Origin of the sequence: Pseudoalteromonas sp. OF5H-5 (genome assembly GCF_021530695.1) — a bacterium.
Taxonomy (GTDB): Bacteria; Pseudomonadota; Gammaproteobacteria; order Enterobacterales; family Alteromonadaceae; genus Pseudoalteromonas.
Genome location: NZ_JAKGBF010000012.1, coordinates 149,822 through 175,735 on the forward strand (window position 1 = coordinate 149,822; position 25,914 = coordinate 175,735).

The window sequence follows — 25,914 nt, forward strand, 5'->3', positions numbered from 1 at the left end:
TGTGTGTGATTTTCAAGGTATGATACAGCTCTGCCGTAAAACACGATGAGGGAATGAATGTCGTTTATTCGTAAAGTGATCAGCATCTTGCTGTACGCCGTTAACACTATATTTTGGTTTATACCGATCTTTATTTGTGGCTTGATTAAGCTACTGCCCATCCCACCATTGCAAAAAGCCATGAGCTATATTGCTAAAGCGTGCGCAAGTAACTGGGTCGCGTGTAATTCAGTGAGCCAAAACCTCATTGCGCCGTATACGCTCAATGTTAGCGGATTGGATGAGCTTAAACGCAAAGACTGGTACTTGGTTATTGCCAACCACCAAAGTTGGGTGGATATCTTAGTGTTGCAGCGAGTGCTTCATGGCAAAATCCCGTTTTTGAATTTCTTTTTGAAAAAAGAGCTGCTTTACGTACCCGTGCTAGGTCTTGCTTGGTGGGCGCTCGATTTTCCTTTTATGACGAGAACCAGCAAGTCGCAATTAAAGAAAAACCCTAAATTGCGTGGTAAGGACATAGAAACGACGCGAAAAGCATGCGAAAAGTTTAAAACAATGCCAGTGAGTATTGTAAACTTCGTTGAGGGTACGCGTTACACCGAGTCCAAGCATAGTAAGCAGAAAAGCCCATTCACACACCTGCTTAAACCAAAAGCGGGAGGCATCGCGTTTGTGATGCAAGCCATGGGTGAGCAAATCAGCAAAGTGGTGAATGTCACCATCCATTATCCCGGTGGTGTACCAACTTTTGCAGACTTTATCGCTGGTAAAGTGAAGTCAGTAGATGTTCAGGTGGAAGTAATGCCGGTCAGTGCAAACTTGGTCGGCGACTACACGAATGATCCCGAATTTAGAGTGCGTTTCCAATCCGAATTAAACGCCTTGTGGCAAGCCAAAGACGCACAACTTGTGGAGCTTGCCGATAAAAAGTAGTAGAAGGATGTTGTGATGTTAAAACAAATACTACCTAAGTGGTTTCTCGGGCTATCGGCCAGTGTGTGGCTGCTGGTGAATACCTTTGTTTGTGGTTTATTGGTGCTATTGTTTGGCATCATAAAATTGCTTGTGCCAGTTAAGTTTATCTCTACAGCACTGCACTTTTTTTACGGTATGTGGTGTAAAGGCAATTACCTCGGTTTGCGCATCGCGTGCGACAAAATACAAGTGAGCTTGCCAAAAGAATTACACGCTCAAGGGTGGTATTTATTAATTTCCAATCATCTTAGCTGGCTTGATATCGTTGTGCTTAGCGCCATGGAGGTACTACCTGCACCTAAATTTTTCTTAAAAGATGAATTAAAATACGTGCCTTTCATTGGTACTGGTGCATGGGCGATGGGCATGCCATTTATGAAACGTGCGAGTAAAGCGCAGATCGCCAAAAACCCTAAGCTTAAAGGGATGGATGTAGAGCGTACCAAAGCCAGTTGTCGCAATTTTCGTGATCATCCCACAACGGTAATTAATTTTGTGGAAGGTACTCGTCATACTAAAGCCAAACATGCGCATCAAAATAGTCCGTTTAAGCATCTGCTCAAACCAAAGGCGGGTGGTGTAGCGTTTGCCCTAGAAGTGCTATCTGAGCAACTTGACGGCATGCTCAACGCGACTTTGGCTTATGAGTTAGAGGGTGAACATATTTGCCGTGCATTTACGCTTGGACGCTTGGATGCAATTGATGTAAAAATAGACTACATCGCGATGGAGAAAGTGCCACTTGGTAACTATCAAGCCGATAAAGCTTACCGTGTACAGTTTCAGTCTTTTATGAATGAAGTCTGGCAACGCAAAGATTGCCAACTCGAAGCGCATTGGCTGCATTCGACTGAGCCAAATGACACGCTCAATGAGGAGCTAAAACAGCTATGAAGTTTGATCACCTTCATGATGTCGTTCAACCGTGGTTAAAAGAGCTACCGCAGGGCACTGTGATCAGTGCGTTATTCACCAATGGTGTCGCGGTTGTTGGGTTATTGCTTTTATATTGGGTGATCCGCCGTTTAGTGCTACCCAATGTAGAAAACCTCGCGCGCCATATTTCACCGCGTAAAATTGGTCACCTTTCCCCTCAGTTAAGTAAATTTAGCGGCCGCTTTGCCTTTGTATTGTGTTTACTGGTTTTTTCCGCCTACCACGAGCGTCTATTTGTCGCGCCTGCTTGGGTGTTTATCGTGATGGAAACACTAGTGTACGTTATGTTGGTGGTGTCATCTGGGTTTTTATTTAGCAGTTTAGTCAATTTAGGGAATGGCGTTTATAACCTCTTTCCATTCGCCAAAGAAGTGCCGATCCAAGGGATTATTCAAGTAATTAAGCTACTGATATTTATAGTTTGTTCTATATTGGTGGTCAGTATCTTGGTGGATAAATCACCGACCTATATTCTTTCCGGTTTTGGTGCTATCGCTGCAGTTATTATTTTGGTATTTAAAGATACGATTTTGGGGTTAGTTGCGAGTATTCAAATAGCGGCCAACCGATTGGTAACCACTGGCGACTGGATCCAAGTTGACGCATTTGGTGCAGACGGCGAGGTGATAGATCTGGGGTTAAATACCGTTAGGGTACGTAACTGGGATAACACCGTCACCACCATACCAACTTATATGTTGATCTCTGATTCATTTAAAAACTGGCGTGCCATGCAAGAGTCAGCAGGACGCCGCATCAAACGCGCCATCCATATTGATTTTACTAGCATTGAGCCGTTGCCTGAGCAAAAGCGAGCGTCGCTAACCGAGCAATATCCACTACTGGAAAAACTTGAAGATGTACCAAGCGATATCACCAATTTAGGCTTATTTAGACGCTATGCAGAGGCCTACTTGAAGCAGCATGATGCCATCAATCAAGATTGTTTATGTATGGTCAGGGAACTTGCACCCACACAACATGGCTTGCCTCTAGAGTTTTACTGTTTTAGTCGCGATAAACGCTGGGTGTTTTATGAGCATCTACAAGCCGATATTTTGGACTACATGCTAAGCGTAATGCCAGCATTTGGGTTACGTCCATATCAAAGCGTGAGTGATTACTTTGGCGCACACCGCGTGAAAGTGCGCGCCGGTAGCAAACCAGACGCAACTTCAGAATAATCATCAAGGCCACTCAAGCGTGGCCTACACACTTCCTGCGATAACCCCAAACACCATAAAGGCAATAAGCAACTGCCATATCGCGGGCTTTAGCCATTTTAGTGCTGCAAAGCCTAATACCACCGCGGTGATATCGAGCAAACTATGCACCGCAGAAAGCCAAATTGGTTGATAAAACGCAGCGGCTAAAATTCCCACAACACCTGCATTTAAGGCCGCGCTAATACTTGCAAACCGTGGCAATGCAATAAGTGATTGCCACTGTTGGTTAAATGCCCACATTAACAGTAGGCCCGGCAAGAAAATAGCGAGCGTCGCAATCGCTGCGCCCAAAATGGGATGGGTATTGTCGACAACGGCGCCTAAAAAGCTTGCGATGGTAAACATCGGCCCAGGAATGGCTTGCGCGGCAGCATAAGCCGTTAAGAAGGTTTCTTGCGCGACCCCCTCGACACTGGTTTGTAGCAGCGGCAGCACGACGTGACCACCGCCAAAAACCAAAGCACCTGCCTGATAAAACTCGGCAAATAGTTGATTTGGTAGCGCGGCAAAGGTTAACGCAAATAGGCCAATAAATAGCGCAAATACAGACCAGTTGATTTGGCTTTTTGATTGACTCGGTTTACTTGGCACATTGCTGAATGAGTAAAAGCAACCCGCGATGACAAGCGTCATAAGCACACCCAATTGCGCGCTTAAGTTCGGCAGCATCAACAGCGTGAAGGTGGCGAAAAATGCGACGAATTTGAGTGCTGTGGTTTTACAAAAGCTTTTCGCCATACTCAGTACCGCATCGGCAACGATAACAACAGCAAACAACTTCAACCCATCAATGACATTCAACGCAGTGCCCGAAAGCTGCTCAGCGGTTAATGCCAGCATGATCATGAGCAAAAAAGACGGTAGCGTAAACCCTAAAAAGGCGGCGATCCCTCCTAGTATTCCAGCTTTTTCTAAACCAATCGCGAATCCGACTTGGCTGGACCCCGGTCCTGGCAGTATTTGTGACAGGCTGATCATACTGGCATAGCGCTCGTTACTCAGCCATTTTAAGTTATCGACAAAGTGTTTTTTAAAGAACCCAAGGTGGGCTGCAGGTCCCCCAAAGCTCGTACATCCTAATAACAAAAACTGATAAAATATTTTCAGAAACATAGTGTACCTTGTGATATTGTTAACCTTGTATCCTCACATTTTTATATGACATATTTATGACTTTTGGTGCTGGTGCGCCTCAGTTGGATAAGTATTATGCGAATGACTTTTTTATCGCCCTGTTTACTTTTTTTGTTGGCGAACTTCTCTTGTTTTGCTCAGCAAATTAATGTCGCTGTTGATCACGCGCCACCGTATAGCATTATTGAAGACAATGGTGAAGTGCAAGGTTTAATCTTAGATATATTGGCAACGGTGCAGGCTCAGGCTGGTGTTGATTATCAAATAAATGCCGTTCCCTGTCCTTTCTCTCGCTGTATGCGGATGATAGCGCAAGGTGAGGTAGACGTCATGGGTGGCTTGATCCGTACGCCTCAACGAGAAAAGTTAATCGACTTTGTCGAGCCCGCCTACATGGCGCTGACATCTTCGTTTGTATTCTACGCTAAGCAAGACAGCGATATTCGGGTGGAACAATATACGGATCTTTATACCAAGCGGATTGCGGTGATGCGTGGCGGCGTTTTTTATCCTCGCTTTGATGAAGACCGTCAACTCAATAAAGTCCCTGTGTTTAGTGAGCAAGTGGCGTTTGATTTATTGCTTAGAGGACGTGTTGACCTTGTGATCGCAGTTGAAGACACCGCTGAGGTGGCGATGGAAGTGCTTAGTCAGCCCATTGAAAAGTTGAAAAAAGTCTCCTATCACCACGCTCAGCCGATTTATGGTCATATGGCGATGAGCAAACGCTTCAGCGGCACCGAGCTTGCGCAAACCATTCGTTTAACGATGAAGCAATTGGCTAAGAGAAAGCAGCTTGATGCTGTGGTTGCAAAATATAAACTGCCACCAGTTTCTGAGCATATAAGCGACTTAGTCCCTGCTCACCCTTAAAAAACCAACAAGGCTTCAGCCAGAGTTAATTGTTTATTGCAACAATATAGACAATCAAGTTGAAACGAACTCAGGTGGGAAGATGATTGCAAGAAATATGTTAATTGGTGCAGCTGTTGTGGTTGCTTTGTCTGGATGTGAAATGAATAACACAGGTAAAGGTGCGGCGATTGGTGCTGCAACCGGTGCGGTGTTAGGTAAAGCTACAGGTAACCACAAAGATAAGCGTCTTGCCATTGGTGCTGCGGTTGGGGCAATTGCAGGTGCCGCGATTGGTAACTATATGGACAAGCAGGAAGCCGCTTTTAACCAAGAGCTTGCTGGTACGGGTGTTGAGGTTGTTCGTGAAGGCGATCAAATGCGCTTAGTGTTGCCATCAAACATAACCTTTGCGACAGGTAAGTCAGCTATCAGCCCTGGTTTTTACAATACACTTCAAGGCATTGCACGCGTGATGCAGCAGTACGATAAGACATTCTTAACGATTGTCGGACATACAGATTCTACTGGTTCAGCGAGCTTCAATCAGACTTTGTCTGAACAGCGCGCAAATAGCGTAAAGCAGTATTTATTATCACAGCAAGTACTACCTGCGCGTTTGTACGCAGAGGGCATGGGTGAGTCTCAGCCAATCGCGAGCAATAGCACCGAGCAAGGTAAGGCACAAAATCGCCGAGTCGAAATTAAAATTATTCCAAACCGCGCGTAAGAAAAATCAAGGAGTGCTATGTTTGAGCACTCCTTTTTATGGATTTCGGCTGCTATAAGAATAAGGTATTTATCGAATTATCAGATAAATCAGGCCTGCGCCGATAACGCCCCCAACGCTTAGGGATAGGATTGCAGTAAACAAGAATAAATGATAACTCACTGTTTTTTCTTCTTTGTTTTCTTTATTATGGAGCATGTCGGCCAAGTCAATAAGCTTGGATTGGGAGATTTCAAACACCGCACACAAGCTCATTACAGTCTCTTTACTTGCTGTCCTGTCGCTCTCGACGCGTTGAATTGTGCGTAGACTTACTCCAGAGGCATCTGCTAAATGTTGCTGAGTCCAACTCTTTTCGGTTCGCAACAGCTTTACTGTATTATTATTTATTTGCATTATCTCCTCCTTGACGAACTTAAAGTACGGTGCTGCCGTACCAGCGTCCCAAGTAGTACGCGAGAGTAAATATACAAAAACCTGCAACCAGGCCGTAGCCCATAAAAGTGAATATGACCTTGGCTAAGGTCAGTTGATCGTTCAGAGGGGTACTTGACTGGCGACCAAGTATTTTTTTTCCTTTGAGTAGTAGGCACTCAGTTTCAAAAGTAAACCCGTTAATTAAACAAAATCTAGCTTCATAGGCTTGATCTGCATAAGTAAATTTATGGGTACTATCACCGAGTAAGTGGCGTTTTTGAGAAACGCAAACATCGTCGACGAAAACATATTGAGTGCAATTTAATGCATTTGCACAACACGTAATTTGATGATTTCCATCTTGGAAATACACTTTGTAGGTGGCTCTTTCTAGCTTTTTTAAGTCAGACATATTGAACTCCCGTTAAGCTGTTGTCTCCACTGTGCCTGTTTCTCCATTAAAACACGCCGACAAGCTTACGTCAGTGCTCAAACTGTCATATGACAATAGATTTATAAAATTAATTAACTTAATGATTTAAATACTTTTATAGCGAATGTTAAGGTTGGGTAAGAAATGGAAGTCAGAAAAAGCACTGAGCCTAATAAAGTTTTGTGACTCAGTGCCTCAATAAAAAGAAGGTCATAATGTGCTTAAAGCGTGTCACACACCACTTCAGCTTTGCAGGTAATTACGCTGACATTGGTGTAACCGATACGAGTTAGTTGCTCTGCGGCAAAAATAGCACGGCCACCAGCGGCACAGTGTAAATAAATTGGTCTATCTGCGTCTTTTTCCAGCTCTGGAAGCTTAAATTCTAGCAATCCTCTTGGGATATTTACCGTGCCGTTGGCTGCCTTTTGACTGTGTTCAGCCGGCTCTCTCACGTCGATAACCAGACCATTGTTTTGTGCAATCTCTGATTTTGCTTGTACCGCGTCAATGCAGCGTTGATTAGGCTTGACTGTCTTTAATACATCTTGGGCAGATATCAGCATATATAGCTCCTTATTGGGTTATCGGTTTCATTATGACTCACCTTTCCTGAATGCCAAGTTTCTTCAATATAACGATCATAGGGCACCAGTTAGTAAAAGCAGACTGCACTAAATTGACACAAATAAACACACTAAACCAAACCCAATGTGGGTTGACAAAATGGGTGAGCAGTAAAGAAATGGCAAACATAACACCAGCGATTAATCTAAGTAGAGGATGTAAGGTCATAATGAGTGTCACATTTAATATTAGGAATTTCTAATATTAGACATTCCTAATGTTTGTGTCTATACTTTAAGCGCATTTATTTTTTGGGAGTCAACATGGATCTTCAGCAAATGGCGCAAAATGCCGAACAGGCAGAAGCCTTGTTAAAGCTTATGGCGAATAAAAATCGCTTGATGATTTTATGCGCATTGCAAAAGCAAGAGCTCAGTGTTAGCCAGCTTAACGAAATGGTGCCGTTAGCGCAGTCTGCCTTATCACAACATTTAGCCAGCATGAGAAAGGCACAAATCGTGGCGACTAGGCGTGAGGGAGCGACGATTTATTATCAGGTTAAAGATAGCCGAGTCGCTGTACTACTCGAGAGTTTATATCAGCTGTTCTGCGCCTCAAGTGCAGAGTAACTAGGAACGACTGAGATGCAAAAGTTAGATGGTGTCATTCGGTATGCTCTACAAGGCAGCTTGCCAACGATTATCTTCTTGTGCGCTGTGGTACTTGGATTATTTGCATTGCAAATGACACCACGAGAGGAAGAACCACAAATAGTGGTGCCTATGCTGGATATTCATGTGTCGGTACCAAATACTGCCTCACCAGAAGTGGCACGATTGGTCACCACTCCACTTGAAAAGTTACTGCTGCAAATTCCAGGCGTTGAACACGTCTATTCTACGACCCAAACCGGCGGCACGGTTGTTACTTTAAGGTTTCATGTGGGTGAAGACAGAGAGAAAGCCATTCTCAACACCTACACTAAGCTGTATGCCAACCAGCATACTATGCCGGGAATTGTCACTCAGTGGCAGATCCGTCCGGTAGAAGTCGATGACGTTCCGATTCTTATGCTTGGACTGACAAGTTCCAAGCCGCAACTATATGATGACTACGCGCTAACGCGTTTTGCACAAGAGCTAGCTATCCAGTTACAGAGCATTGCAGATACCAGCGAGGTTACGGTTATTACCGGGCGCACGAGAGCACTTAGGATTGAGTTGAACTTAACTGCTCTTGCCGCACATCAAACAACACCAATGGATGTTTTAGGTGCTATCCAAAGTAGTAATCTAGTGACACGAGTCGGGCAAGTGACGGCAGGTAGTAACACAATTGCCTTTGAATCAGGTGATGTCCTTCGTAATAAGTCGGCACTTGAAGGGCTCACGGTGAATGTAATTAATGGTCGTGCCATTGTTTTAAAAGAAGTTGCTCGGGTTATTGATGGTCCTAGTGAGCCCGATAGCTATCAGTGGTTAGCAAGCAGCGACAGCCAGGCTGATGCACCATTAGTGACGATTGGCGTGGCGAAGCAAAAGGGAAGTAATGCGGTAACGGTTGCAGAGCAAAGTTTAGCGCTTGTGACCCAGCTACAACAGGAGCTCCTTCCTGCTGAGGTATCAGTAAAAGTATTAAGAAACTATGGCGAGACGGCCAATGACAAAGTCAATAATCTTACCTCTAGCTTGGCCTTTGCGGTATTTACAGTTGTGGTATTTGTCGGTGTATTTTTAGGTTGGCGGCCTGCCATCGTTGTTGGTCTTGCAGTGCCAATTTGCTATGGCATTACACTTGGGTTGGATTTTGCGTTTGGTTACACCATTAATCGGGTCACCTTGTTTGCGCTTATTTTGTCGCTGGGATTGTTAGTCGATGACCCAATCACTGGGATTGATAATATTAGCCGCTTTATTCATCGCGGCGCGGCAGCTGACACAGATCATAACATTGTCGCTGCTATGGTCGAGATCAAATCTGCGCTTTTGATGTCAACGTTAACTATCATCATGGCGTTTATTCCATTGGCGTTTATTACTGGCATGATGGGCCCATATATGGCACCCATGGCATTTAACGTCCCTGTTAGTGTCATTGCCTCGACGTTAGTGGCTTTTTTAGTAACGCCTTGGCTATCTAAAAAGCTACTCAAAGCGGATTCAAAAACAAGTGAAGTCGCGCCTCAAGACTCGTACTACAGCAAAATCATGCTGCCAATTTTACAAAACACCCGCAAAGCCAAATGGTTATTATGGGGTGTGTTAGGGTTATTTGTTGCGAGTGTGAGCCTTCCTATTTTTAGGGCCGTACCACTGAAATTGCTGCCGTTTGACAATAAAAGTGAAATCCAAGTACTGATAGATATGCCTGAGGGAACCAGCCTTGAGCAAACGGCCGCAATGGCGAGGCAAGTACAGCAAATCGTTTGGTCAGAAGCTGAAGTGACCGACATCGCCGCTTTTGTCGGTAAGCCTTCCAGTATGGATTTTAATGGTATGGTGCGAGGCTATTATCGTCGTAGTGGTACGCATCTTGCCGAACTTAGAGTCTTACTGGTGGATAAGCGTGAACGCGAACATCAATCTCACGCCATCGTCATGCGACTGCGTGAAAAGCTTCAGCCTTTTAACCAAACTTTGACGCAAGTAAAAGTGGTGGAAGTGCCGCCGGGACCTCCGGTATTAAGTACACTCGTTGCTGAGGTTTATGCAGATCCGTTTGTTGCTCGTGAAACGCAAGAGCAAGCAGCCCAGAGGTTAGCACATCGTTTAAGGCAGGAGCCACATGTGGTTGAGGTTGACACCTCAATGGCTTCGCCGACATGGCTAAAGCGGTTTGTGGTTGATAAACAAAAGGCTGCGTTATCAGGTGTGGCCACAGAGGATATTAATCAATCTTTAGTGGTTGCAAGCAGCGGCATGTCAGCAGGCTTTTTATATACTCAAGGTGAGGTCGCAACGGTGCCCATCGAGTTAGGTGTGAGTTACGCGCAGCGTAATCAATGGCAAAACGTATTGGCGATGCAAGTTCGTGGTCGTCAGGAGTTGGCTAAAACCATTCAAGAATACGGCTTAGAGCAGGCTGCGAGACCCCTTGTGGCGATTGCCGAACTGGGCGAATTAACATCTATTCCTACGGCTCCCGTGATCCTTCGAAAAGACCTAAAAGAGGTGATTTATGTGTTTGCGGAGCTAAATGGCCGCACGCCAGCTGAGGTGATTGCCGATGTGGTTGCAGATGAAAACCAACAGATAACACCGAGCAATTGGGCATCTCGCACCTTTTTACACAGTGGCGGAGGAGTCACTTGGTCAATGTTTGAGGGAACCCATTATACCTTTAAAGGCGAAGGTGAGTGGCGCATTACCATAGATGTGTTTAGAGATATGGGGATCGCATTTGCGTTTGCACTGGTGGCGATATTTATCATCCTGCGGGTACAAACGGCATCTAGTAGCTTATCACTTATCATTATGTCGGCTATTCCCCTCACTATGATAGGGATTATGCCGGGTTTTTGGTTACTCAACCAGTTTGGTGAGCGTGTGGTTGCAGGTGCGCCTGAGCCCGTGTTATTTACAGCGACCGCGATGATAGGGATGATAGCGCTGGCTGGAATAGTGGTGAGAAATTCCCTGATTTTGGTGGAGTTTATTAATCAGTCTCGAGCGGCTGGTATGGCACTTATCGATGCATTGATTGCGGCGGGAAGTATAAGAATGCGACCGGTATTACTTACAGCAGGTACGACGTTATTAGGCAATTTAGTGATTATCTTAGATCCCGTTTTTAGTGGCCTCGCCCTTGCTATTATCTTCGGGATCATTGCTTCAACGTTATTTTCACTGTTGGTCGTGCCTATCGTTTACTATTTAGTATTCAAATCATCATCGACACCTAATCAACCCCTTAATGCCTCATCAGTTCAGGAGTCTTCTCATGTCTCGTAATAAAATCTTTATTCCTGTTCTTGCTATTTTTTGCCTATTCTTGATGGTCGTATGGCTTGCTGGTGGATTCCAAAATAAGCTAGCTCCGGGCAATAAGTCCGAACTTCCCGCCTATCAAGGAGCACGTTATACCGTGCAAAAGTCGCTGATTGCGATGATTGAACAAGTTCCCGCGAGTGTGGTCGCAAAAGAAAATACGTTAGTGTCCAGTCGGTTGTTGGCGGAGCTTAAAACGCTTAACGTCAGAGCCGGTGATAAAGTCACTGCGGGACAGCTGATAGCAACACTCGATGATGCAGAGCTTAAAGCAGAGCTGCAAAGAGTGGCAGCGCAGCAAGCGGCAAATTCAGCCAAGCTAGAGCAAGCAACTAAGCAGTTAGTACGCAATAAATCTCTTAATGAAAAAGGGCTTATCGCGATTAACCAAGTGGATGAGTGGCAAGCCACAGTGAACGAGTTACAAGCGCAAGATAAGGCATTGCAAGAAGCGTATCGTAGTGCTGAAGTCGCGCTGGGTTACACGCAAATCACAGCCCCTATTTCGGGTAAAGTGGTGGCGCGCTTACAAGAGCCGGGCAGCATGGTTAGCCCCGGTGGCGCCATTATTTCGTTATTCAACCCATTACAATTGCAGATTGAAGCGCCAATTCGCGAGAGCCAAGTTAAGCATATTCAGCTAGGAAGCGAGATTAAGGTACGCATACCTGCGCTAGATATAAGCCAAACCGCGCGAGTGTCGGAAATGGTGCCAATTGCCGACAGCCAAGCGCGCAGCTTTATTATTAAACTGGATATGTCTTTGCTGCAAAATGTGGTGCCTGGCATGTACGCGCTGGTTGAACTTGTGCTTGGCGAGCAGGCGGTTATCCAAATTCCAACTAATATGATCAGCAAGTATGGTCAATTGGCGATGGTTGAGGTAATAGAAAGTGGCCAGCTTCACAAACGCTACCTCAGGTTGGGCGAAGAGACAGGTAATAAAACGATTGTTATTAGTGGCCTAAACGAAGGTGATCAGCTAGCTGTGCAGCGATAGTTAGCTGATCCGAACTTTTAAATAAAGGAAGCGATTTCGGCGAGTGATTTTTTCACTGTTGCGTGCTCTGGAATAGTTGCATCATCACTTGGATAACCCGCAATCAATAACATATAAGGACGTTCGTTATCTTTATCTCTACCGCACAACTCGCTTAAAAAGCTCATAGGTTTAGGTGTATGGGTCAGTGTGGCAAGTCCTGCATTATGCAGAGCTTGGATAAGAAACCCAGTAGCTATCCCAACCGATTCATGGACATAGTAGTTGGTATTTTTGTCTTCCGCGTGGATCCCACCTTTTTTCTGACTAAAAATAGCGATAAGCCAAGGTGCATGTTCTAAGTAGGGTTTTTGTGCATCTGTGCCCAAAGGCTTTAGCGCGTCCAGCCACTCATCTCCCGCACGGCCTTGGTAAAACGAGCGCTCGAGGTCTTCGGCTGCAGCTCGGATCTGTTTTTTCTTTTCTGCGCTGCCAATCGCCACGAAATGCCATGGCTGGTGATTTGCACCACTAGGGGCAGTGCCCGCCGCTTTGATACAAGTTTCGATGATTTCTTGCGGTACTGGGCGGTCGCTAAAAGCACGGATACTATGACGTCTCTTACTGTTCTCCAAGAATGCTTCCGCACGACTTAGCATTTCCTCGTGAGGGTATTCAATAAAATCCGTCAATGGGTGGTTGGCGTGATCTTGCATGTTAGTTTTCCTTGGGTGTTGTAAACTAAGAATGCTTCTTAGTGTTTCAGTGTTTACTTTTATTTGCAATTGATATGTTTATGTTAATTGTCACTAACCTAGGGAAATGTTATAAAAAGGACAATAATAAAAATCCGGACAGGAAATAAAAATGCTCGAAATCTCAGGACTTTCAAAAACCTATGACAATGGCGTTCATGCTTTGAGAGGTGTAAACCTGACTATTCCAAAGGGAATGTTTGGTTTGCTCGGACCTAATGGCGCTGGTAAATCTTCGTTGATGCGCACGATTGCCACATTACAGTCGGCAGATGCAGGCACTATACAGTTCGATGGTGTAGATGTTTTAAAGGAGCCAAAGGCACTTCGTGCACGTTTAGGCTACCTGCCGCAAGACTTTGGTGTTTACCAACGCGTTAGTGCGTATGATTTATTGGATCATATGGCAATCCTAAAAGGGTTAAATAATAAAAAAGAGCGTAAAGAAGCCGTTGACGGATTGCTCGCACAAACTAACTTATATGATCACCGTAAAAATGCGGTAAGCGGATTTTCCGGAGGTATGCGTCAACGCTTTGGTATTGCACAGGCACTGCTTGGCGACCCTGATTTACTCATTGTGGATGAGCCGACGGCGGGACTAGACCCAGAAGAACGTAATCGTTTCCACAATCTACTCGTTGGCTTAGGTGAGAGTAAAGTAGTCATCTTATCAACGCATATTGTAGAGGATGTGTCTGAGCTATGTCCGAATATGGCTGTATTGGCGAGCGGACAAATTTTACTTGAAGGTAATCCAATTGCGCTCACCGAGCAGCTACAGGGGAAAATCTGGCGTAAGTCGGTCACACTTGCAGAAGCGAAAGAAGTAGAGCAAAACTTACCGGTTATTTCTAAGCGCTTATTCGCGGGCCAGACCTTACTTAATGTATTTGCTGATCAAGCACCTGAAGGCTTTGAAGCGGTACCAGCCGATTTAGAGGACGTCTATTTTTCTACTCTGCATACTCATCGAAATAATCAAGCAGCGTAAGGAGTAGGCAGATGCTATTTAAAATGATGCGTTTTGAGCTGCGGTATTTTGTCCGTCAGCCTTCCTTTTATGTGACTTCTCTGATTCTATTTTTGCTCACCTTTTTTGCCTCAGTTTCGGACTCGGTACAGATTGGTGGTGGCAGTAACGTCAATGTAAACTCGCCCTTTGCCATCTTACAAACCGTTGCCATCATGACCATTTTTTCCATCTTTTTGGTGGTTAACTTTGTTGGTAGTGCGGTAATAAGAGACGATCAAAGTAAGTTCAGTGAGCTTATTTTGAGTAAGCCTTTGCACTTAGCTCAGTACCGATTGGGTCGTTTTCTCGGCGCTTATCTTGTTACTTTACTAGTATTTTCAATGTGTTTAGTGGGGATCTGGGTAGGCTCAGGCATTGGTGGTTTAGTCGGTTGGCTAGATACCGAACTGATTGGGCCTAATAAACTCAACTATTACCTAACGCCACTATTTGTCATCGCGGCCCCTTCACTGTTCTTTATGGCGAGCCTATTTGCGCTGGTGGCGCAAAAATTTAGAACCATGATAGCAATGTACTTAGTTGCTGTGGGTTTGTTTGTGACTTATCTTGTGGCAAATAGTATTTTTTCAGACATTGAATACCGTACCATTGCTGCGTATTTAGACATGTTTGGCCTATCAGCTATTTCGGCGCAATCAGAATATTGGACCATTGCAGATCGCAATACGTCAGTCATTAGCTTAGTTGATGAACTGCTCTATAACCGCTTAATTTGGATGTCAGTTGCACTGCTCAGTTTAGGTGCTTTAGCCTTAAATACTTCTCATTATTTACCGCAAAAACAAAAAACTAAGAGTAAAGCCAAAGAAGATGGTAACCAAGCGTCGGCATTGCTGAATCGTTTTGATTTTAAAGCGAGCGTAGGTAGTAGTTGGGTGCACTTTTGCACCAGAACCACTTTTGAAGTAAAGCAAGTGCTTAAAAGCTACCCATTCTTAGTGTTATTAATTTTGGCGGTGGCAACCTTAATACCTGCACTGGTTGGCTCATTTAATTGGTATGGCACAGAAGTATGGCCAGTGACCTTTAGAATGGTGGAGCTTATCCATGGGAGCTTCTGGCAATTATTGGTCATTGTATTGGTGTATTACAGCGCTGAGCTGGTATGGCATGACCGTGATTCGCGAATGGGAGACATTGTTGACTCTTATCCTGTTGCAAACTGGGTATTTTGGGGCTCTAAATACATAGCCTTAGTTGCGGTGATGACGCTGCTATGTGTATTTGGTAGCTTGATCACCATTAGCTATCAACTATTGTCGGGTGTGACACAGATAGATCTTGCCCAGTATATTGTGCGCTTGGGATATTTATATGTGTTAGGTTTTGCCTTCCAAACCACCTTAGCATTTTTGATACAGGTGATGAGTCCAAGCAAGTATATGGGTATGGGAATATATGTCGTTTATTTCATTATTTCGATAGTCCTGACCAACTTTGGTTTTGAGCACAATATGTACCACTTAGGCGAAACTTCCCCAGTGCCGTACTCAGATATTAATGGTTATGGTCATTTCCTCAGTGCAGCACATTGGTACAATTTGTACTGGTTTGGTTTTAGCATGATATTAGCGACACTAAGCTATGCACTTTGGCCTCGTGGTGCAGGACAAACGCTGAAAGCACGCATTTCACTGATGGGCTATCAGTTAGGTAACGCTGGTAAAGCATTATTGGCTTGTGGTGCTTTAATATTCGTGGGCAGTGGCAGCTACATCTACTACAACACGCAAATGGTCAATGAGTTTATCACGCAGGATGAAGCTGAAGATATCGCAGAGCTATATGAGCAACAATTTGCCCAGTATCGTGATGACCCTGTACCTGTCACGTTAGACGTACAGCTCAATGCTGAGATATTTCCAAAGACACGTCGTATTGAAGCGCAGGTAAAGCTGTTGGTTGAAAACCGCTCAGATAAAGAGATTACTCGCTTTTTGGTCAATAAACCTGATCATACATTAGAGTGGCAAGTTGAAATGGCTGGCGCTACGCTTGCTGAAGAGGATAAAACCTTTAAGCATGCTTGGCTTGAGCTTTCACAACCAATGACACCGAGTGAGCAGCGTGTAATTACGATGTCAGTCGTACGCCAAACGCTTGGCTTTGTAGATAGAGGCTATGATGAAACTTTGGTGAACAATGGTACCTTCATTGATAACGCGACCTTGTTCCCGACATTTGGTTATAACATCTATAAGCAAATTCAAGACAAAAGTGAGCGTCGTCAGCGCAGCCTTGAACCACTAAAACGTGGCAATAAGATTGAAGAAACACACTATCATCATGAGCCATTGTTTGCTGAAAATTTCGTCACATTCGCCGCAACGGTGACGACGGATGAATCGCAAGTTGCGATGGTGCCGGGTTATTTGCAATCAAAATTCAGCAAAGACGGCCGCACGACCTATGTCTATGAAATGGATGCTCCAATGCTGCACTTCTATAACATCTTGTCGATGGATCTTGAGGTGAAACGAGAAGAGTACAAAGGCATTGCGCTCGAGGTTTACTACCATAAAGATCATGCTTGGAACGTCGACACTATGTTGCAGTCGACTAAAGACTCAATTGATTATTTCACTCGAGAGTTTGGGCCTTACCAACATAAGCAAATGCGTATTATTGAGTTTCCTCGTTACCGAGACTTTGCGCAAAGTTTTGCCAATACAGTGCCTTACTCGGAGAATATTGGATTTTTAACGGACACCCGTAATCCTGACAATATCAATGTACCTTACTATGTGACGTCACATGAGCTGGCACACCAGTGGTGGGCGCATCAGGTGATTGGTGCTAATGTGGAGGGGTCAAATATCCTGTCGGAAATGTTGTCGCAATATTCTGCCATTATGGTGATGAAAGAAAAGTACGGCGAGCATAATCTCCGTAAATTCTTGAAGTATGAACTAGACACCTATTTAAGTGGGCGAGGTTCTGATCCGTATGAAGAGCGGGCGCTATCCAGAACAGTCGGTCAGCAGTACATTCACTACAATAAAGGTTCTGTTGTGATGTTAGCGCTGCACGATTTACTTGGAGAAACGCGACTCAATAGCGCATTAAGAAGCTTCTTAAATGACTATCGTTTTAGAACAGATATCTACCCAACGACACTCGACTTTTTGACTTACTTAAAAGCGGGGGCTTCAGAGCAAGAACAAGTATTTATCGAAGATCAGTTCAATGCGATTACGTTGTATGAGCTTAAGCTTGCGGGTGTTGAAGTGCAAGAAGCGACGCAAGCGGGAGAGCTACATACGGTGACCTTAACGGTTGAGGCGGCGAAAAAGCATGCAGATGGTGAAGGTAACGAAGAAGAAATCCCGCTTAATCAAGAGATTGATATAGCCTTATTCTCTGCCGATCCTAACAACATTCAAAGTGACGAAACGCTGTTATATCTACAAAAGCACGTCATCACATCGGGTGAAAATAAGATTGAGTTGAAAGTAACAGAGTTACCGAAATTTGCGGGAGTTGATCCGTTTGTAAAACTGATTGATAAGAAAACCGCCGATAACATCAAGTCACTCTAATGGATATATAGGTAGGAGAGGGCTTTTCGAAAGCCCTCATTCGTTTTTAAAGGAAAGTTATGCCAGATTTATTGCAAGTAATAGGGGTGTCGAAGCAATATGTTTCGGTAAAAGCAGTAGACAATCTAAGTTTTAGCGTTAAACAAGGTGAGATCTTTGCATTACTGGGCCCCAATGGTGCGGGTAAATCATCCCTTGTGAGAATGTTGGTTGGATTTACCTATCCAGATAGCGGCACAATCGCTGTGAATATTGATGGGCAAGCATATCAATCAATCCCTCATCAAAGTTTAGGTTATCTCCCAGAAGATAGAGGGCTTTACGCTGAAAAAACCGTGCAGCAGAATTTGCTCTATTTTGCCAAGCTACGCGGTGTTGAGAAAAACGCAGCGCTAGCACAGATTCAGTCTTGGCTAACACAGTTTGACTTAAGTGATAGAGCGCATGAGCGGTTGAAATCGTTGTCAAAAGGCAATCAGCAAAAAGTACAGTTAATATCGGCAGTATTGCACAAACCCAAGGTTGTATTGCTTGATGAGCCTTTCTCTGGTCTTGACCCCATCAACCAAGAAAAGGTGGTGGTGTTTTTAGAAGCGTTAAAAGCACAAGGCATGACGGTTATTTTAAGCGCACATCAGATGGCGATGGTGGAAAAGCTTGCCGATCGAATGCTGTTAATGAATCACGGGCAAGCCGTGCTTTATGGCACGTTAGCCGAAATAAAACAGGACGTTGGTGTTGGCATCGATATCACAGTGAGCTTCAGTGAGGCAACGAACTACACAGAGCTCAATTTAGGTAACTACAAGGTTGCGTGTACTCAATTAAGTCAGAATAAAATTAAGTTTGAGTTGAGTGACTCCTCAGAGCTTAATTTGCTGCTCGCCGATTTGTCTAAATCAACGACTTTGCAAGGAATAGAAACCAAAACGATGGACTTGCATCAACTCTATCTTAAAGCAATCGAGTCTCATCAAGGCAAAGTGCAATCTCAGGAGAATGCCCATGTCTCATAAACTGCAACAGATACTGCAAGTGACCAAATGGGAGTTTATGTACTTTTTTAAACTCAAGCAGGAGTTGATCGGTAAAGCAATTATGCTGGCGATAGGTTTGCTTATCTATTTTTGGCAAAGCACTTCGTTTTTTGAACCTGAGCAATATGTTATCGCAACACCATCCGCCATGAACTTAACTCAGCTACCTGAGCCTTTGCTTCTAAAGCGAGTTGATGCTTCAAAAGCTGAGCTTCTGACTCAGTTAGAACAAGAGGAAATTGACGGTATTTTGATACTTCAAGCCCAAGCGGGTGAGGCGTTACAGTTTGAACTGATTACCACAGGTAAAATGTCTTGGCAGAATGAAGTTGAGGTAGCGCTTAAGCAGTTTTACAGCAACGAACTCGCACAGAGCTTTAATTTATCTGCCGCTCAGCTCGCCTTGTTACAGCAACCTGTGAGCGTTTCCAATCAATACACCAAGGATGCGGTTAAGGAGGCACACAACCAGTCTTCGATGACAGCATTTGGCGTGATGCTATTGATGCTCATCGGTATTTTTACGTCATTTGGACAGATCTTCGTGTCTATCACCGGAGAAAAGCAGCAGCGTGTTACCGAGCAATTATATTCTTGTATGAATGCGCAAACTTGGATTGACGGCAAAATATTTGGTCAAATGCTCCATTGTCTAAAGGCTATGTTAAGTACGTTATTTTCATTTTTGTTGGCGATGGCTTTTATACAAGTCGTTGTAAAAAACGAAGCCTTGGACTTTACGATGATAGACTTTGCAATGTTGCCTTGGTTTACCCTGTTTGCGATAGTAGGTCTTTATATGGCAACAGCCTTTATGGCAGCAATAGCCGCAGCTATTGACGATCCTAACCATAGTGGCAAGACAGGATTTATGATGATCCCTATATTGCCAATTGTTATCGCGTTTATGATTGTTGATAGTCCTAGCAGCCTTGCCGTGGATATTTTGAGTCTTTTCCCGCTTACCGCATTTGTGGTGATGCCAGTAAAAATGGCGTTAATTGAAGTACCCATTTGGCAAGTGTTATGCGCGTTGGTCAGCGCATTACTTGGTTGCTACCTTATCCGTGTTGCTGCGGGGCGATTGTTTAAAGCGGGCATGGTGATGTATGGCAAGGAACCCTCAATTAAGGATATGGTGCGCTGGGTCTGTAAACCGGAATAATACCGTTTATATGATAACTTGCTAGCTCAACGCTTTGGTTATGGTACGCTCCATAACTAAAGCTTGTGGCCGTACAGAGAGGGTGAAATGTATCAACATATTGATAATGAAAACAATAAAATAAGTCTACCAGCGGGGAAAATCGTTTGTGTTGGTAGAAACTACGTAGCGCACGCCAAAGAGCTAGATAACCCTATTCCAAGCAGTCCGCTGTTGTTTATTAAACCAGCAACGAGTTTAGTTCCATTTAATAATGAAATGAAGTTGGACGCCGCACTTGGCGAACATCATTATGAGGCCGAGCTTGCACTATTGGTAGGCACCAAAATTGATGCAAAAACCCCAGCGCCTCTCAAGCATATCGCTGGAATTGGGCTGGCACTCGATTTGACATTACGAGACTTACAAAGTGAGCTAAAAGCACAAGGGCACCCATGGGAGCGGGCAAAGGCCTATGATAATAGTTGCCCAATGACGCCTTTTGTACCATGCGATGAAAACACCTTTGCTGAGAGTATTGAATATCGTTTTTGGCAAAATGGAGAGCTTAAACAACATGGCGACTCTAGCTTAATGATTTTTCCAATCGCTGAGTTGCTAAAGGACATTGCTCGTTACTTTACGCTTCAGCCAGGAGATATTGTCTTAACAGGAACGCCAAAAGGGGTAGGGAGCCTAGCGCATGGCGATGAACTTACGCTGCAGCTGAAAAGCCATACTCCTTGGCATGGCAAAGTTGCGATAGATTAGCTTCTCGCTTTTATGTACATCGCTGCGTAGTCTGTTACGACTGCGCAGCAACGAGCTCAGCTTCCGGTTGATTGATTGTGCTCGAGCAGCACAGCATGATAGCAACGAGTGAAATTGCGCCTAATATTATCCAGCTGATAGTCAGGCTGACGTAGCCCAACAGTAAAGCGGTTAATGCAGAGCCGAGCAAGCCACCAAAGCGAGTGGTCAGTGACATTATTGACTCCACACTGGCTCGCACGTTATCGCTACTCAGTTGATGTTGTAGTTGCAGTTGTGCTGGTTGCGCTAGTCCCATACAAAGATAAAAGCACAGCAGAGCTACAATCAGTAATGGTAGTGACGTAACCCAAGCAAGTAACAGCACAAAGGCTAATTTGGCGAAATGAGCGAACGCCATGACATACCCTAAGCGTTGGCCAAATAGAGAGCAGATCGGAGCGCTGATAGCTGCAGCGACGCCATTTAATACAAACCCAGCCGCCATCATTGCTGGGAATATCCACGCAATAGAGTCAACTGGTGCACTACTATAGCGCTCTGCTAGAGCAGGCCAAAACTTCTCTATGCTACTGGCAACAGGAATTGCAAAAACAATCACCAACAGCAGCCTTTGCATACCACTTTGCTTACAAGTTGCCAGCATGGCCTTAGCTTGGCTAATCGGTCCTTTCTCAACCACCTCTTGCTGAGGTCTCGTTGACTCTTTCACCACGACAAAAGTACATGCAAATACCACACACAATACCGCTATCGAAACCAAGATTAAGGCTTGATACAAGTGGTTGAGCTGTTGTGTTGGGCTAGTCGCAAACGCCAAAAAGAGGGCGGCAAATAAAGCGGCACTGGCGCCGATAAGATAGCCAATACCATACACTTTACCGAACCCTTTATTCAGTGGTTCGTCTCCTTCAAGCTTTTGATAAGTTTCAACAAACCATGCGTTGAGCGTGCCAGTTAACGATGCCTGACTTAATCCCCAACATGCCATGGCTAAGCAGACGTGCCAAAAGTCTTCACTCAACAATAAAAGTAAGTTGCATACAGCGGCAAACACTAAAGAAACTAAAAATACTTTGCGGCGACCAATGGCATCTGCCGCAATACCACTTGGTACTTCACACACCACGATAGTGATAGCCATGACCACCATAGCTAAGGCCACATCTTGCAATGCTAGACCTAAGTTCAGCATGTAAGGCGTAAAAATAGGGAGCACCAGCATACTGGCAAACATAGTTAACCCAAGGTGGATGCCGTATCGTGTAGCAAATTGTGAACGAGTCATGCGCGTTGCTCCACAGTGGTTGCGGCGCTATTCGTTTGTTGCATTAACGCATTAATGTGTAACGCGATGATGGATAAGTCTTTAGCGTCGGTCATGATTTCATCGTGTGCACTTTCAAGCGCAATATAGTCTGCATTGGCAAGTAAATTTTCAAAACCATTTCTGTCACTCGCAAACGTCCGTTTATACAGCGCAGGTATGTCTTCCACTTGATGGATCAATCTCAGTGCCGGAAGTGGAATGGCCTCATCACTGACATGATCGGCGATAAAGAAGCTCACAGGGAAGGTAAACGCCGTCGCGCTTTGAAAGTATTGAGTAAAGTCTAAAAATGCTCGAGCGATGGGTTTAGCGTCATCGTCTTGCGAGCGAATATACTCTTCTTCAGCGGCCTGACGCGCTGTTGAAGTAAGCCTTGGTAAGACGGGGTCAATCAAAAAGCAATGGACAATTTCTCTACCCATTTCGGCCAAGTAACGCGCCACTTCCAGTGACAATGCCGCACCTTCACAAAAGCCGCCCAAGTAAAGTGGACCAGTTGGCGATATCTCTGTAATACGCTGAGCATAATAGCGCACCATAGTATGCAAGCTGATGTGTTTGCCTGTGAACAGTTTGATATTTTCTAATGCGTGAATGCGCAGGTCGGGCGCGAGTTTTTCACACAGAGGTGCAAAGCTATCTGCGGTTGCTGCTGCGGGCATGAGGTGAAGCAGAAACTCGCCCTGCGGTGCATTAAAAAAACGTGAAGGAGCGAAATGCTCATGGGCAAGCGCAGCGTCAATTGCTTGATCTTCACTCATGGTGGCAAAATCAAGTCGGGTCTGATTATCAATAAATCTTGCCAGTTGCTGCACTGATAGATGTTCAAGGATAAGTTGTGGGGTTAGCTGCCAATTACGCTTGCTTGCTGCACCACAAAAGCTTAATAAACTAATGGAGTCGGCACCTTGCTCAGTCACTGCCGTCACACAACAAAGTGGACTCTGGCCTAAAACATCCTGCCAAATGGCCTGCACTTCCTTCTCTGTGTTGGTTTGTGGCACGACGAGTTGATGCTGCTTTAGCTCAGGTTCTGGCAACTTAGTTTTGTCGAGTTTGCCGTTGAGCGTTAACGGTAACGCCGAAAGGACAGTGAAGCTATGTGGCATCATATAACTAGGAAGTAACTTGGTAAGCTGAGTTTTACAGTGGCTGAGTGCCGCAGCTTGATCGGCCGCTGGTTTGATGACCAAATATGCATGCAGCAAGGTCTGAGCCTGCTGCTTTTTGGCAATAACCGCACAGCTATCTATATCCGCCAGCTGATTAAGGTGATGCTCAATCTCTGCCAACTCAATTCTAAAGCCTCGTACTTTGACTTGTTGGTCGCCACGGTTGATATAACACAGTTGCTGTTGTGCATTCCAATATACTAAGTCGCCCGTGCGATAGTACTTTTGCATTGAGCCAAACAGATTTAGGGATACAAACTTTTCGCTGTTGAGTGTTGGGTGATTGAGGTAACGTGCAGCCACGCCATGTCCACAAACCACTAACTCGCCGGGACAGCCAAGTGGCAGTAATTCGTTATTGCGACCGACTACAGCCACTGCTCGCCCTGGGATTGGCTTGCCGATTGCTATCTCAGACTGCTGTTTAGACATCGTTTGCACTGTGGTAAATGTGGTGCACTCAGTCGGGCCATAACCATTGATAAAGTGTTTTGGACAAGATGTGGACGCCAGCAATTTATTTACCATCGACTCTGTTAATGCTTCACCACCCACGAGTAAATGAGTCAGAGAAGCGAAAATATGCTCGTCTTGCAGCAACAAAGTGTCGAACAGTGAGCGGGTTAGAAACATTGAAGTGATATTCAACGTCTGCAATGTTGCACTGAGCTGCGCTGCAGAATTAAGGCTGTCCTGATAGCCTAAGTGCACCTCTGCACCGTTGAGTAATGCGCTCCATATCTCAAATAGAGTGGCATCAAAAGCTGGGTTTGCGAGTTGAATAAAGCTATCTTGGGGTTGATGCTGGTAACTATGATTATCGAGTGCCAAAGAGCTAATTGCGGCGTGAGAGAGCAATGTGCCTTTAGGGTTTCCTGTCGTACCTGAGGTATAAATAATCGTCGCGACTTCGCTAGGTGCGATGTACATAGGCTCAAAATTCGCCGTGATATCAGTATCTGCCAGACTTGTATCATAGAAAACTTCAGCGATATTGTTGTGGTTGAGTGTTGCCAATGTTTGGCTATGTTCATGCAAGGTGACAATTACATCGACATTACTATCACTCAGTTGATATTGATGACGCGCCACTGGGTCTTTGAGCGATAGTGTTGTGTATGCCGCGCCGATTTTTAGTACCGCCAACATGGCAATCACAAACTCAATGTCGTTTCGCATGTAGAGTGCGACGACTTTGGGTTCAGGGTAGACTGCCAAGATAGCATTGGCAAGTTGCTTGGCTTGGTTATCAAGCTCTTGGTAGCTCAAGGTTTGATGGCGATTACTGATAGCAGCTTTATCTGGATAGCGTGCTACTATTTCAGCAAACTGGTCGGTGATACTTGCCACGCTCGGATAGGCGTGTTGCATTCCACTTAATTGATATTGTTTTTGCTGCGCCGTGTTACTCAATAAAGGTAGGCTATAGAGAGGCTGTTGGGCGTTTTCAGCTGTTAGATATGCCTGTAAAACCGTTTGATATAACTCGAGGATCTGCTGCGCGTATGAACTGGAAAAAAGTGCCGTGGCATAAGTTAACCTCAACTCTGTGGTCTTCCCTGCGCTCAAGTGTAACGTTAAATCAAACTTCGCTTGGCACTGCTGGGTAAGATCAAGGTCAACGCTTTGCCATAAGGTATGATGTTGCTCAGGGGCAAACTGACTACTGCTAAACAACGTTTGAAATATCGGGTGCATGCTAGTGTCGAGCGGCACGTCTAAGCTATTCTTAATGGCCTCAAACGGTAAGGCCTGATGTTGCTTGGCTTGATTAACGACTTGATTAACTTGAGTGAACCAGCGCTCAAGTAACATCGTCATGTCGATATCCGCTTTAATCGGCAATGAGTTAACAAAATATCCAAGTATGTTTTGCTGCAGTGCCGCTGGACGGTTTTCACTCGCAATACCAACAACAAATTGCCGTTGATGGCTGAGCAGCGCAAGGGTGTGATACCAAGCCGCAAGCCCAAGTGTATTAATACTAATGCGGTGCGTTTTCGCTGTTTGTTGTAACTTTAGCGTCGTACTTTCATCTAACACAATGCTCTGTATCGCGCCGCGATGATCAAAGGTAGATGGGCGCGACTGAGTTTGCGCAAGTTTTAATGGTTCGAAATCAGCCAATTGAGTTTGCCAATAACGTTGACTTGTTGCTTGCCGTTCACGTTGGCCGGGTGTTGCCATGTAATAAGCATAATCACTAAATTGTAGACTCAGAGGTCGATTTTCCCCCTCATAGAGTGACGTTAATTCTTGTAAAAAAAGTCCCAAAGACCATCCGTCAAAGGCGATATGATGCCAGACAAAAAACACATGTTGCTGCTCCTTTGAGGTGATGACATAGGCACGAAATGGTCGAGAATGCTGTAAGCTAAACGGCTCGTTAAAGAAATGCTCGCACTGCTCATGCAAGTTTAGATTACCAAGCTCATGATGCGTCACGATAAACGCCTCATTGGCAGGCTGCTGTATCGTCTTTCCTTGGTGATCATAGGCCACAACCATATCTAGCGCACTGTGACGGATCACCAGTTGTTCTATTGCTGCTGTGAGTTTTTCAATATCGCAGTGCTTGGCGATTTTGAGTAGGCATGGAATATGATAAGTACTTGCCGCGTTGCTCACTTCTTGGGTAAACAGTAGTTGTTGCTGCCCAAGCGTAAGCGGAGCGCTTCGCGTTTCCAACGGCAAGATAGACAGTTCATCAAAACGAGCTTTGCTATCTATGCCTTGCCTTGTGAGGTAGCGTAACAATTGTGGCTTATTCTGTTTTAACTGCTCAACAATAGCTTGGCCTTGTAAATTCACGTTGCTAGCAATTTTTAATTTATCCTCTTGCTGCCAAACGCTTATCCCACTTTGTTTTAGTTCATAAATAAATGATTCGATCAT

General features: G+C 44.8%; 21 protein-coding genes. 13 read left to right on the forward strand and 8 right to left on the reverse strand.

Annotated elements, in window-relative coordinates; genetic code table 11:
- The first annotated feature begins 57 nt into the window (after positions 1–57).
- From L1271_RS17415 to L1271_RS17425, 3 genes are read left to right on the forward strand one after another with little or no spacing between them, the layout of a single operon-like run.
- Positions 58–933: an acyltransferase gene (locus L1271_RS17415; protein ID WP_010378193.1), complete on the forward strand. Its 876-nt coding sequence runs from the start codon at positions 58–60 to the stop codon at positions 931–933.
- A 15-nt stretch (positions 934–948) separates the two neighbouring features.
- Positions 949–1,869: an acetyltransferase gene (locus L1271_RS17420; protein WP_017218365.1), complete on the forward strand. Its 921-nt coding sequence runs from the start codon at positions 949–951 to the stop codon at positions 1,867–1,869.
- The gene (locus L1271_RS17425; protein ID WP_235368386.1) at positions 1,866–3,095 is read left to right on the forward strand and encodes a mechanosensitive ion channel family protein; all 1,230 of its coding nucleotides are present in this window, start codon (positions 1,866–1,868) and stop codon (positions 3,093–3,095) included. Before L1271_RS17420 ends, L1271_RS17425 begins: the two co-directional genes overlap by 4 nt.
- A gap of 24 nt (positions 3,096–3,119) precedes the next feature.
- Here the strand turns inward: L1271_RS17425 and chrA are convergent, their stop codons facing one another.
- Positions 3,120–4,250 (reverse strand): chromate efflux transporter, encoded by a 1,131-nt coding sequence (gene chrA / locus L1271_RS17430; RefSeq protein ID WP_235368387.1) that lies wholly within the window; start codon positions 4,248–4,250, stop codon positions 3,120–3,122.
- 102 nt (positions 4,251–4,352) lie between these two features.
- Between chrA and L1271_RS17435 the strand changes: the two genes are divergently transcribed.
- Positions 4,353–5,144: a substrate-binding periplasmic protein gene (locus tag L1271_RS17435; protein ID WP_235368388.1), complete on the forward strand. Its 792-nt coding sequence runs from the start codon at positions 4,353–4,355 to the stop codon at positions 5,142–5,144.
- A gap of 82 nt (positions 5,145–5,226) precedes the next feature.
- Positions 5,227–5,853, forward strand: coding sequence for an OmpA family protein (locus L1271_RS17440; protein ID WP_010378204.1), 627 nt, complete (start codon positions 5,227–5,229; stop codon positions 5,851–5,853).
- Between the two features lie 69 nt (positions 5,854–5,922).
- On the opposite strand, the gene L1271_RS17445 is transcribed toward L1271_RS17440, so the two are convergent.
- From L1271_RS17445 to L1271_RS17460, 4 genes are all read right to left on the reverse strand, one after another.
- Positions 5,923–6,249, reverse strand: a complete 327-nt coding sequence (locus L1271_RS17445; RefSeq protein WP_235368389.1) for a helix-turn-helix transcriptional regulator — start codon at positions 6,247–6,249, stop codon at positions 5,923–5,925.
- Positions 6,250–6,268: 19 nt separating this feature from the next.
- Positions 6,269–6,682, reverse strand: coding sequence for a hypothetical protein (locus tag L1271_RS17450; RefSeq protein WP_235368390.1), 414 nt, complete (start codon positions 6,680–6,682; stop codon positions 6,269–6,271).
- Positions 6,683–6,924: 242 nt separating this feature from the next.
- Entirely contained in the window at positions 6,925–7,269 is a 345-nt protein-coding gene (locus L1271_RS17455; RefSeq protein ID WP_010606829.1) for a rhodanese-like domain-containing protein, read from the reverse strand.
- Positions 7,270–7,306: 37 nt separating this feature from the next.
- Positions 7,307–7,498, reverse strand: coding sequence for a YgaP family membrane protein (locus tag L1271_RS17460; protein WP_045987806.1), 192 nt, complete (start codon positions 7,496–7,498; stop codon positions 7,307–7,309).
- A gap of 95 nt (positions 7,499–7,593) precedes the next feature.
- On the opposite strand from L1271_RS17460, the gene L1271_RS17465 reads away from it, so the two are divergent.
- From L1271_RS17465 to L1271_RS17475, 3 genes are read left to right on the forward strand one after another with little or no spacing between them, the layout of a single operon-like run.
- The gene (locus L1271_RS17465; protein WP_010606827.1) at positions 7,594–7,899 is read left to right on the forward strand and encodes an ArsR/SmtB family transcription factor; all 306 of its coding nucleotides are present in this window, start codon (positions 7,594–7,596) and stop codon (positions 7,897–7,899) included.
- 15 nt (positions 7,900–7,914) lie between these two features.
- A complete protein-coding gene (locus L1271_RS17470; protein ID WP_235368391.1) occupies positions 7,915–11,220 on the forward strand; it encodes an efflux RND transporter permease subunit in 3,306 nt (1,101 codons plus the stop codon).
- Positions 11,210–12,256, forward strand: a complete 1,047-nt coding sequence (locus L1271_RS17475) for an efflux RND transporter periplasmic adaptor subunit (RefSeq protein WP_235368392.1) — start codon at positions 11,210–11,212, stop codon at positions 12,254–12,256. The genes L1271_RS17470 and L1271_RS17475 overlap by 11 nt, the downstream gene beginning before the upstream one ends.
- A gap of 17 nt (positions 12,257–12,273) precedes the next feature.
- On the opposite strand, the gene L1271_RS17480 is transcribed toward L1271_RS17475, so the two are convergent.
- On the reverse strand, positions 12,274–12,951 hold the full coding sequence (locus L1271_RS17480; protein ID WP_010606824.1) for a nitroreductase family protein: 678 nt from the start codon (positions 12,949–12,951) through the stop codon (positions 12,274–12,276).
- A gap of 151 nt (positions 12,952–13,102) precedes the next feature.
- Between L1271_RS17480 and L1271_RS17485 the strand changes: the two genes are divergently transcribed.
- The 5 genes from L1271_RS17485 to L1271_RS17505 all read left to right on the forward strand — a co-directional run bounded on the left by L1271_RS17485 (position 13,103) and on the right by L1271_RS17505 (position 20,517).
- Complete coding sequence (locus tag L1271_RS17485) at positions 13,103–13,984, forward strand: ABC transporter ATP-binding protein (RefSeq protein ID WP_010606823.1); 882 nt, start codon at positions 13,103–13,105, stop codon at positions 13,982–13,984.
- Positions 13,985–13,995: 11 nt separating this feature from the next.
- A complete protein-coding gene (locus L1271_RS17490; RefSeq protein WP_235368393.1) occupies positions 13,996–17,565 on the forward strand; it encodes an ABC transporter permease/M1 family aminopeptidase in 3,570 nt (1,189 codons plus the stop codon).
- A gap of 59 nt (positions 17,566–17,624) precedes the next feature.
- Positions 17,625–18,581 carry an ABC transporter ATP-binding protein gene (locus tag L1271_RS17495; RefSeq protein WP_235368394.1) on the forward strand — a complete coding sequence of 319 codons (957 nt, stop codon included), beginning with the start codon at positions 17,625–17,627 and terminating at the stop codon, positions 18,579–18,581.
- Positions 18,571–19,767 (forward strand): ABC transporter permease, encoded by a 1,197-nt coding sequence (locus tag L1271_RS17500; protein ID WP_235368395.1) that lies wholly within the window; start codon positions 18,571–18,573, stop codon positions 19,765–19,767. The genes L1271_RS17495 and L1271_RS17500 overlap by 11 nt, the downstream gene beginning before the upstream one ends.
- A gap of 87 nt (positions 19,768–19,854) precedes the next feature.
- The gene (locus tag L1271_RS17505) at positions 19,855–20,517 is read left to right on the forward strand and encodes a fumarylacetoacetate hydrolase family protein (RefSeq protein ID WP_235368396.1); all 663 of its coding nucleotides are present in this window, start codon (positions 19,855–19,857) and stop codon (positions 20,515–20,517) included.
- Between the two features lie 34 nt (positions 20,518–20,551).
- On the opposite strand, the gene L1271_RS17510 is transcribed toward L1271_RS17505, so the two are convergent.
- The gene (locus L1271_RS17510) at positions 20,552–21,805 is read right to left on the reverse strand and encodes an MFS transporter (protein ID WP_235368397.1); all 1,254 of its coding nucleotides are present in this window, start codon (positions 21,803–21,805) and stop codon (positions 20,552–20,554) included.
- Complete coding sequence (locus tag L1271_RS17515; RefSeq protein WP_235368398.1) at positions 21,802–25,914, reverse strand: non-ribosomal peptide synthetase; 4,113 nt, start codon at positions 25,912–25,914, stop codon at positions 21,802–21,804. Before L1271_RS17515 ends, L1271_RS17510 begins: the two co-directional genes overlap by 4 nt.

Excerpts from the sequence above, each read along its gene's own strand:
- L1271_RS17415 (WP_010378193.1), top strand. The coding sequence starts at position 58 with ATGTCGTTTATTCGTAAAGTGATCAGCATCTTGCTGTACGCCGTTAAC.
- L1271_RS17420 (WP_017218365.1), top strand. The coding sequence starts at position 949 with ATGTTAAAACAAATACTACCTAAGTGGTTTCTCGGGCTATCGGCCAGT.
- L1271_RS17425 (WP_235368386.1), top strand. The coding sequence starts at position 1,866 with ATGAAGTTTGATCACCTTCATGATGTCGTTCAACCGTGGTTAAAAGAG.
- chrA (WP_235368387.1), bottom strand. The coding sequence starts at position 4,250 with ATGTTTCTGAAAATATTTTATCAGTTTTTGTTATTAGGATGTACGAGC.
- L1271_RS17435 (WP_235368388.1), top strand. The coding sequence starts at position 4,353 with ATGACTTTTTTATCGCCCTGTTTACTTTTTTTGTTGGCGAACTTCTCT.
- L1271_RS17440 (WP_010378204.1), top strand. The coding sequence starts at position 5,227 with ATGATTGCAAGAAATATGTTAATTGGTGCAGCTGTTGTGGTTGCTTTG.
- L1271_RS17445 (WP_235368389.1), bottom strand. The coding sequence starts at position 6,249 with ATGCAAATAAATAATAATACAGTAAAGCTGTTGCGAACCGAAAAGAGT.
- L1271_RS17450 (WP_235368390.1), bottom strand. The coding sequence starts at position 6,682 with ATGTCTGACTTAAAAAAGCTAGAAAGAGCCACCTACAAAGTGTATTTC.
- L1271_RS17455 (WP_010606829.1), bottom strand. The coding sequence starts at position 7,269 with ATGCTGATATCTGCCCAAGATGTATTAAAGACAGTCAAGCCTAATCAA.
- L1271_RS17460 (WP_045987806.1), bottom strand. The coding sequence starts at position 7,498 with ATGACCTTACATCCTCTACTTAGATTAATCGCTGGTGTTATGTTTGCC.
- L1271_RS17465 (WP_010606827.1), top strand. The coding sequence starts at position 7,594 with ATGGATCTTCAGCAAATGGCGCAAAATGCCGAACAGGCAGAAGCCTTG.
- L1271_RS17470 (WP_235368391.1), top strand. The coding sequence starts at position 7,915 with ATGCAAAAGTTAGATGGTGTCATTCGGTATGCTCTACAAGGCAGCTTG.
- L1271_RS17475 (WP_235368392.1), top strand. The coding sequence starts at position 11,210 with ATGTCTCGTAATAAAATCTTTATTCCTGTTCTTGCTATTTTTTGCCTA.
- L1271_RS17480 (WP_010606824.1), bottom strand. The coding sequence starts at position 12,951 with ATGCAAGATCACGCCAACCACCCATTGACGGATTTTATTGAATACCCT.
- L1271_RS17485 (WP_010606823.1), top strand. The coding sequence starts at position 13,103 with ATGCTCGAAATCTCAGGACTTTCAAAAACCTATGACAATGGCGTTCAT.
- L1271_RS17490 (WP_235368393.1), top strand. The coding sequence starts at position 13,996 with ATGCTATTTAAAATGATGCGTTTTGAGCTGCGGTATTTTGTCCGTCAG.
- L1271_RS17495 (WP_235368394.1), top strand. The coding sequence starts at position 17,625 with ATGCCAGATTTATTGCAAGTAATAGGGGTGTCGAAGCAATATGTTTCG.
- L1271_RS17500 (WP_235368395.1), top strand. The coding sequence starts at position 18,571 with ATGTCTCATAAACTGCAACAGATACTGCAAGTGACCAAATGGGAGTTT.
- L1271_RS17505 (WP_235368396.1), top strand. The coding sequence starts at position 19,855 with ATGTATCAACATATTGATAATGAAAACAATAAAATAAGTCTACCAGCG.
- L1271_RS17510 (WP_235368397.1), bottom strand. The coding sequence starts at position 21,805 with ATGACTCGTTCACAATTTGCTACACGATACGGCATCCACCTTGGGTTA.
- L1271_RS17515 (WP_235368398.1), bottom strand. The coding sequence starts at position 25,914 with ATGATCGAATCATTTATTTATGAACTAAAACAAAGTGGGATAAGCGTT.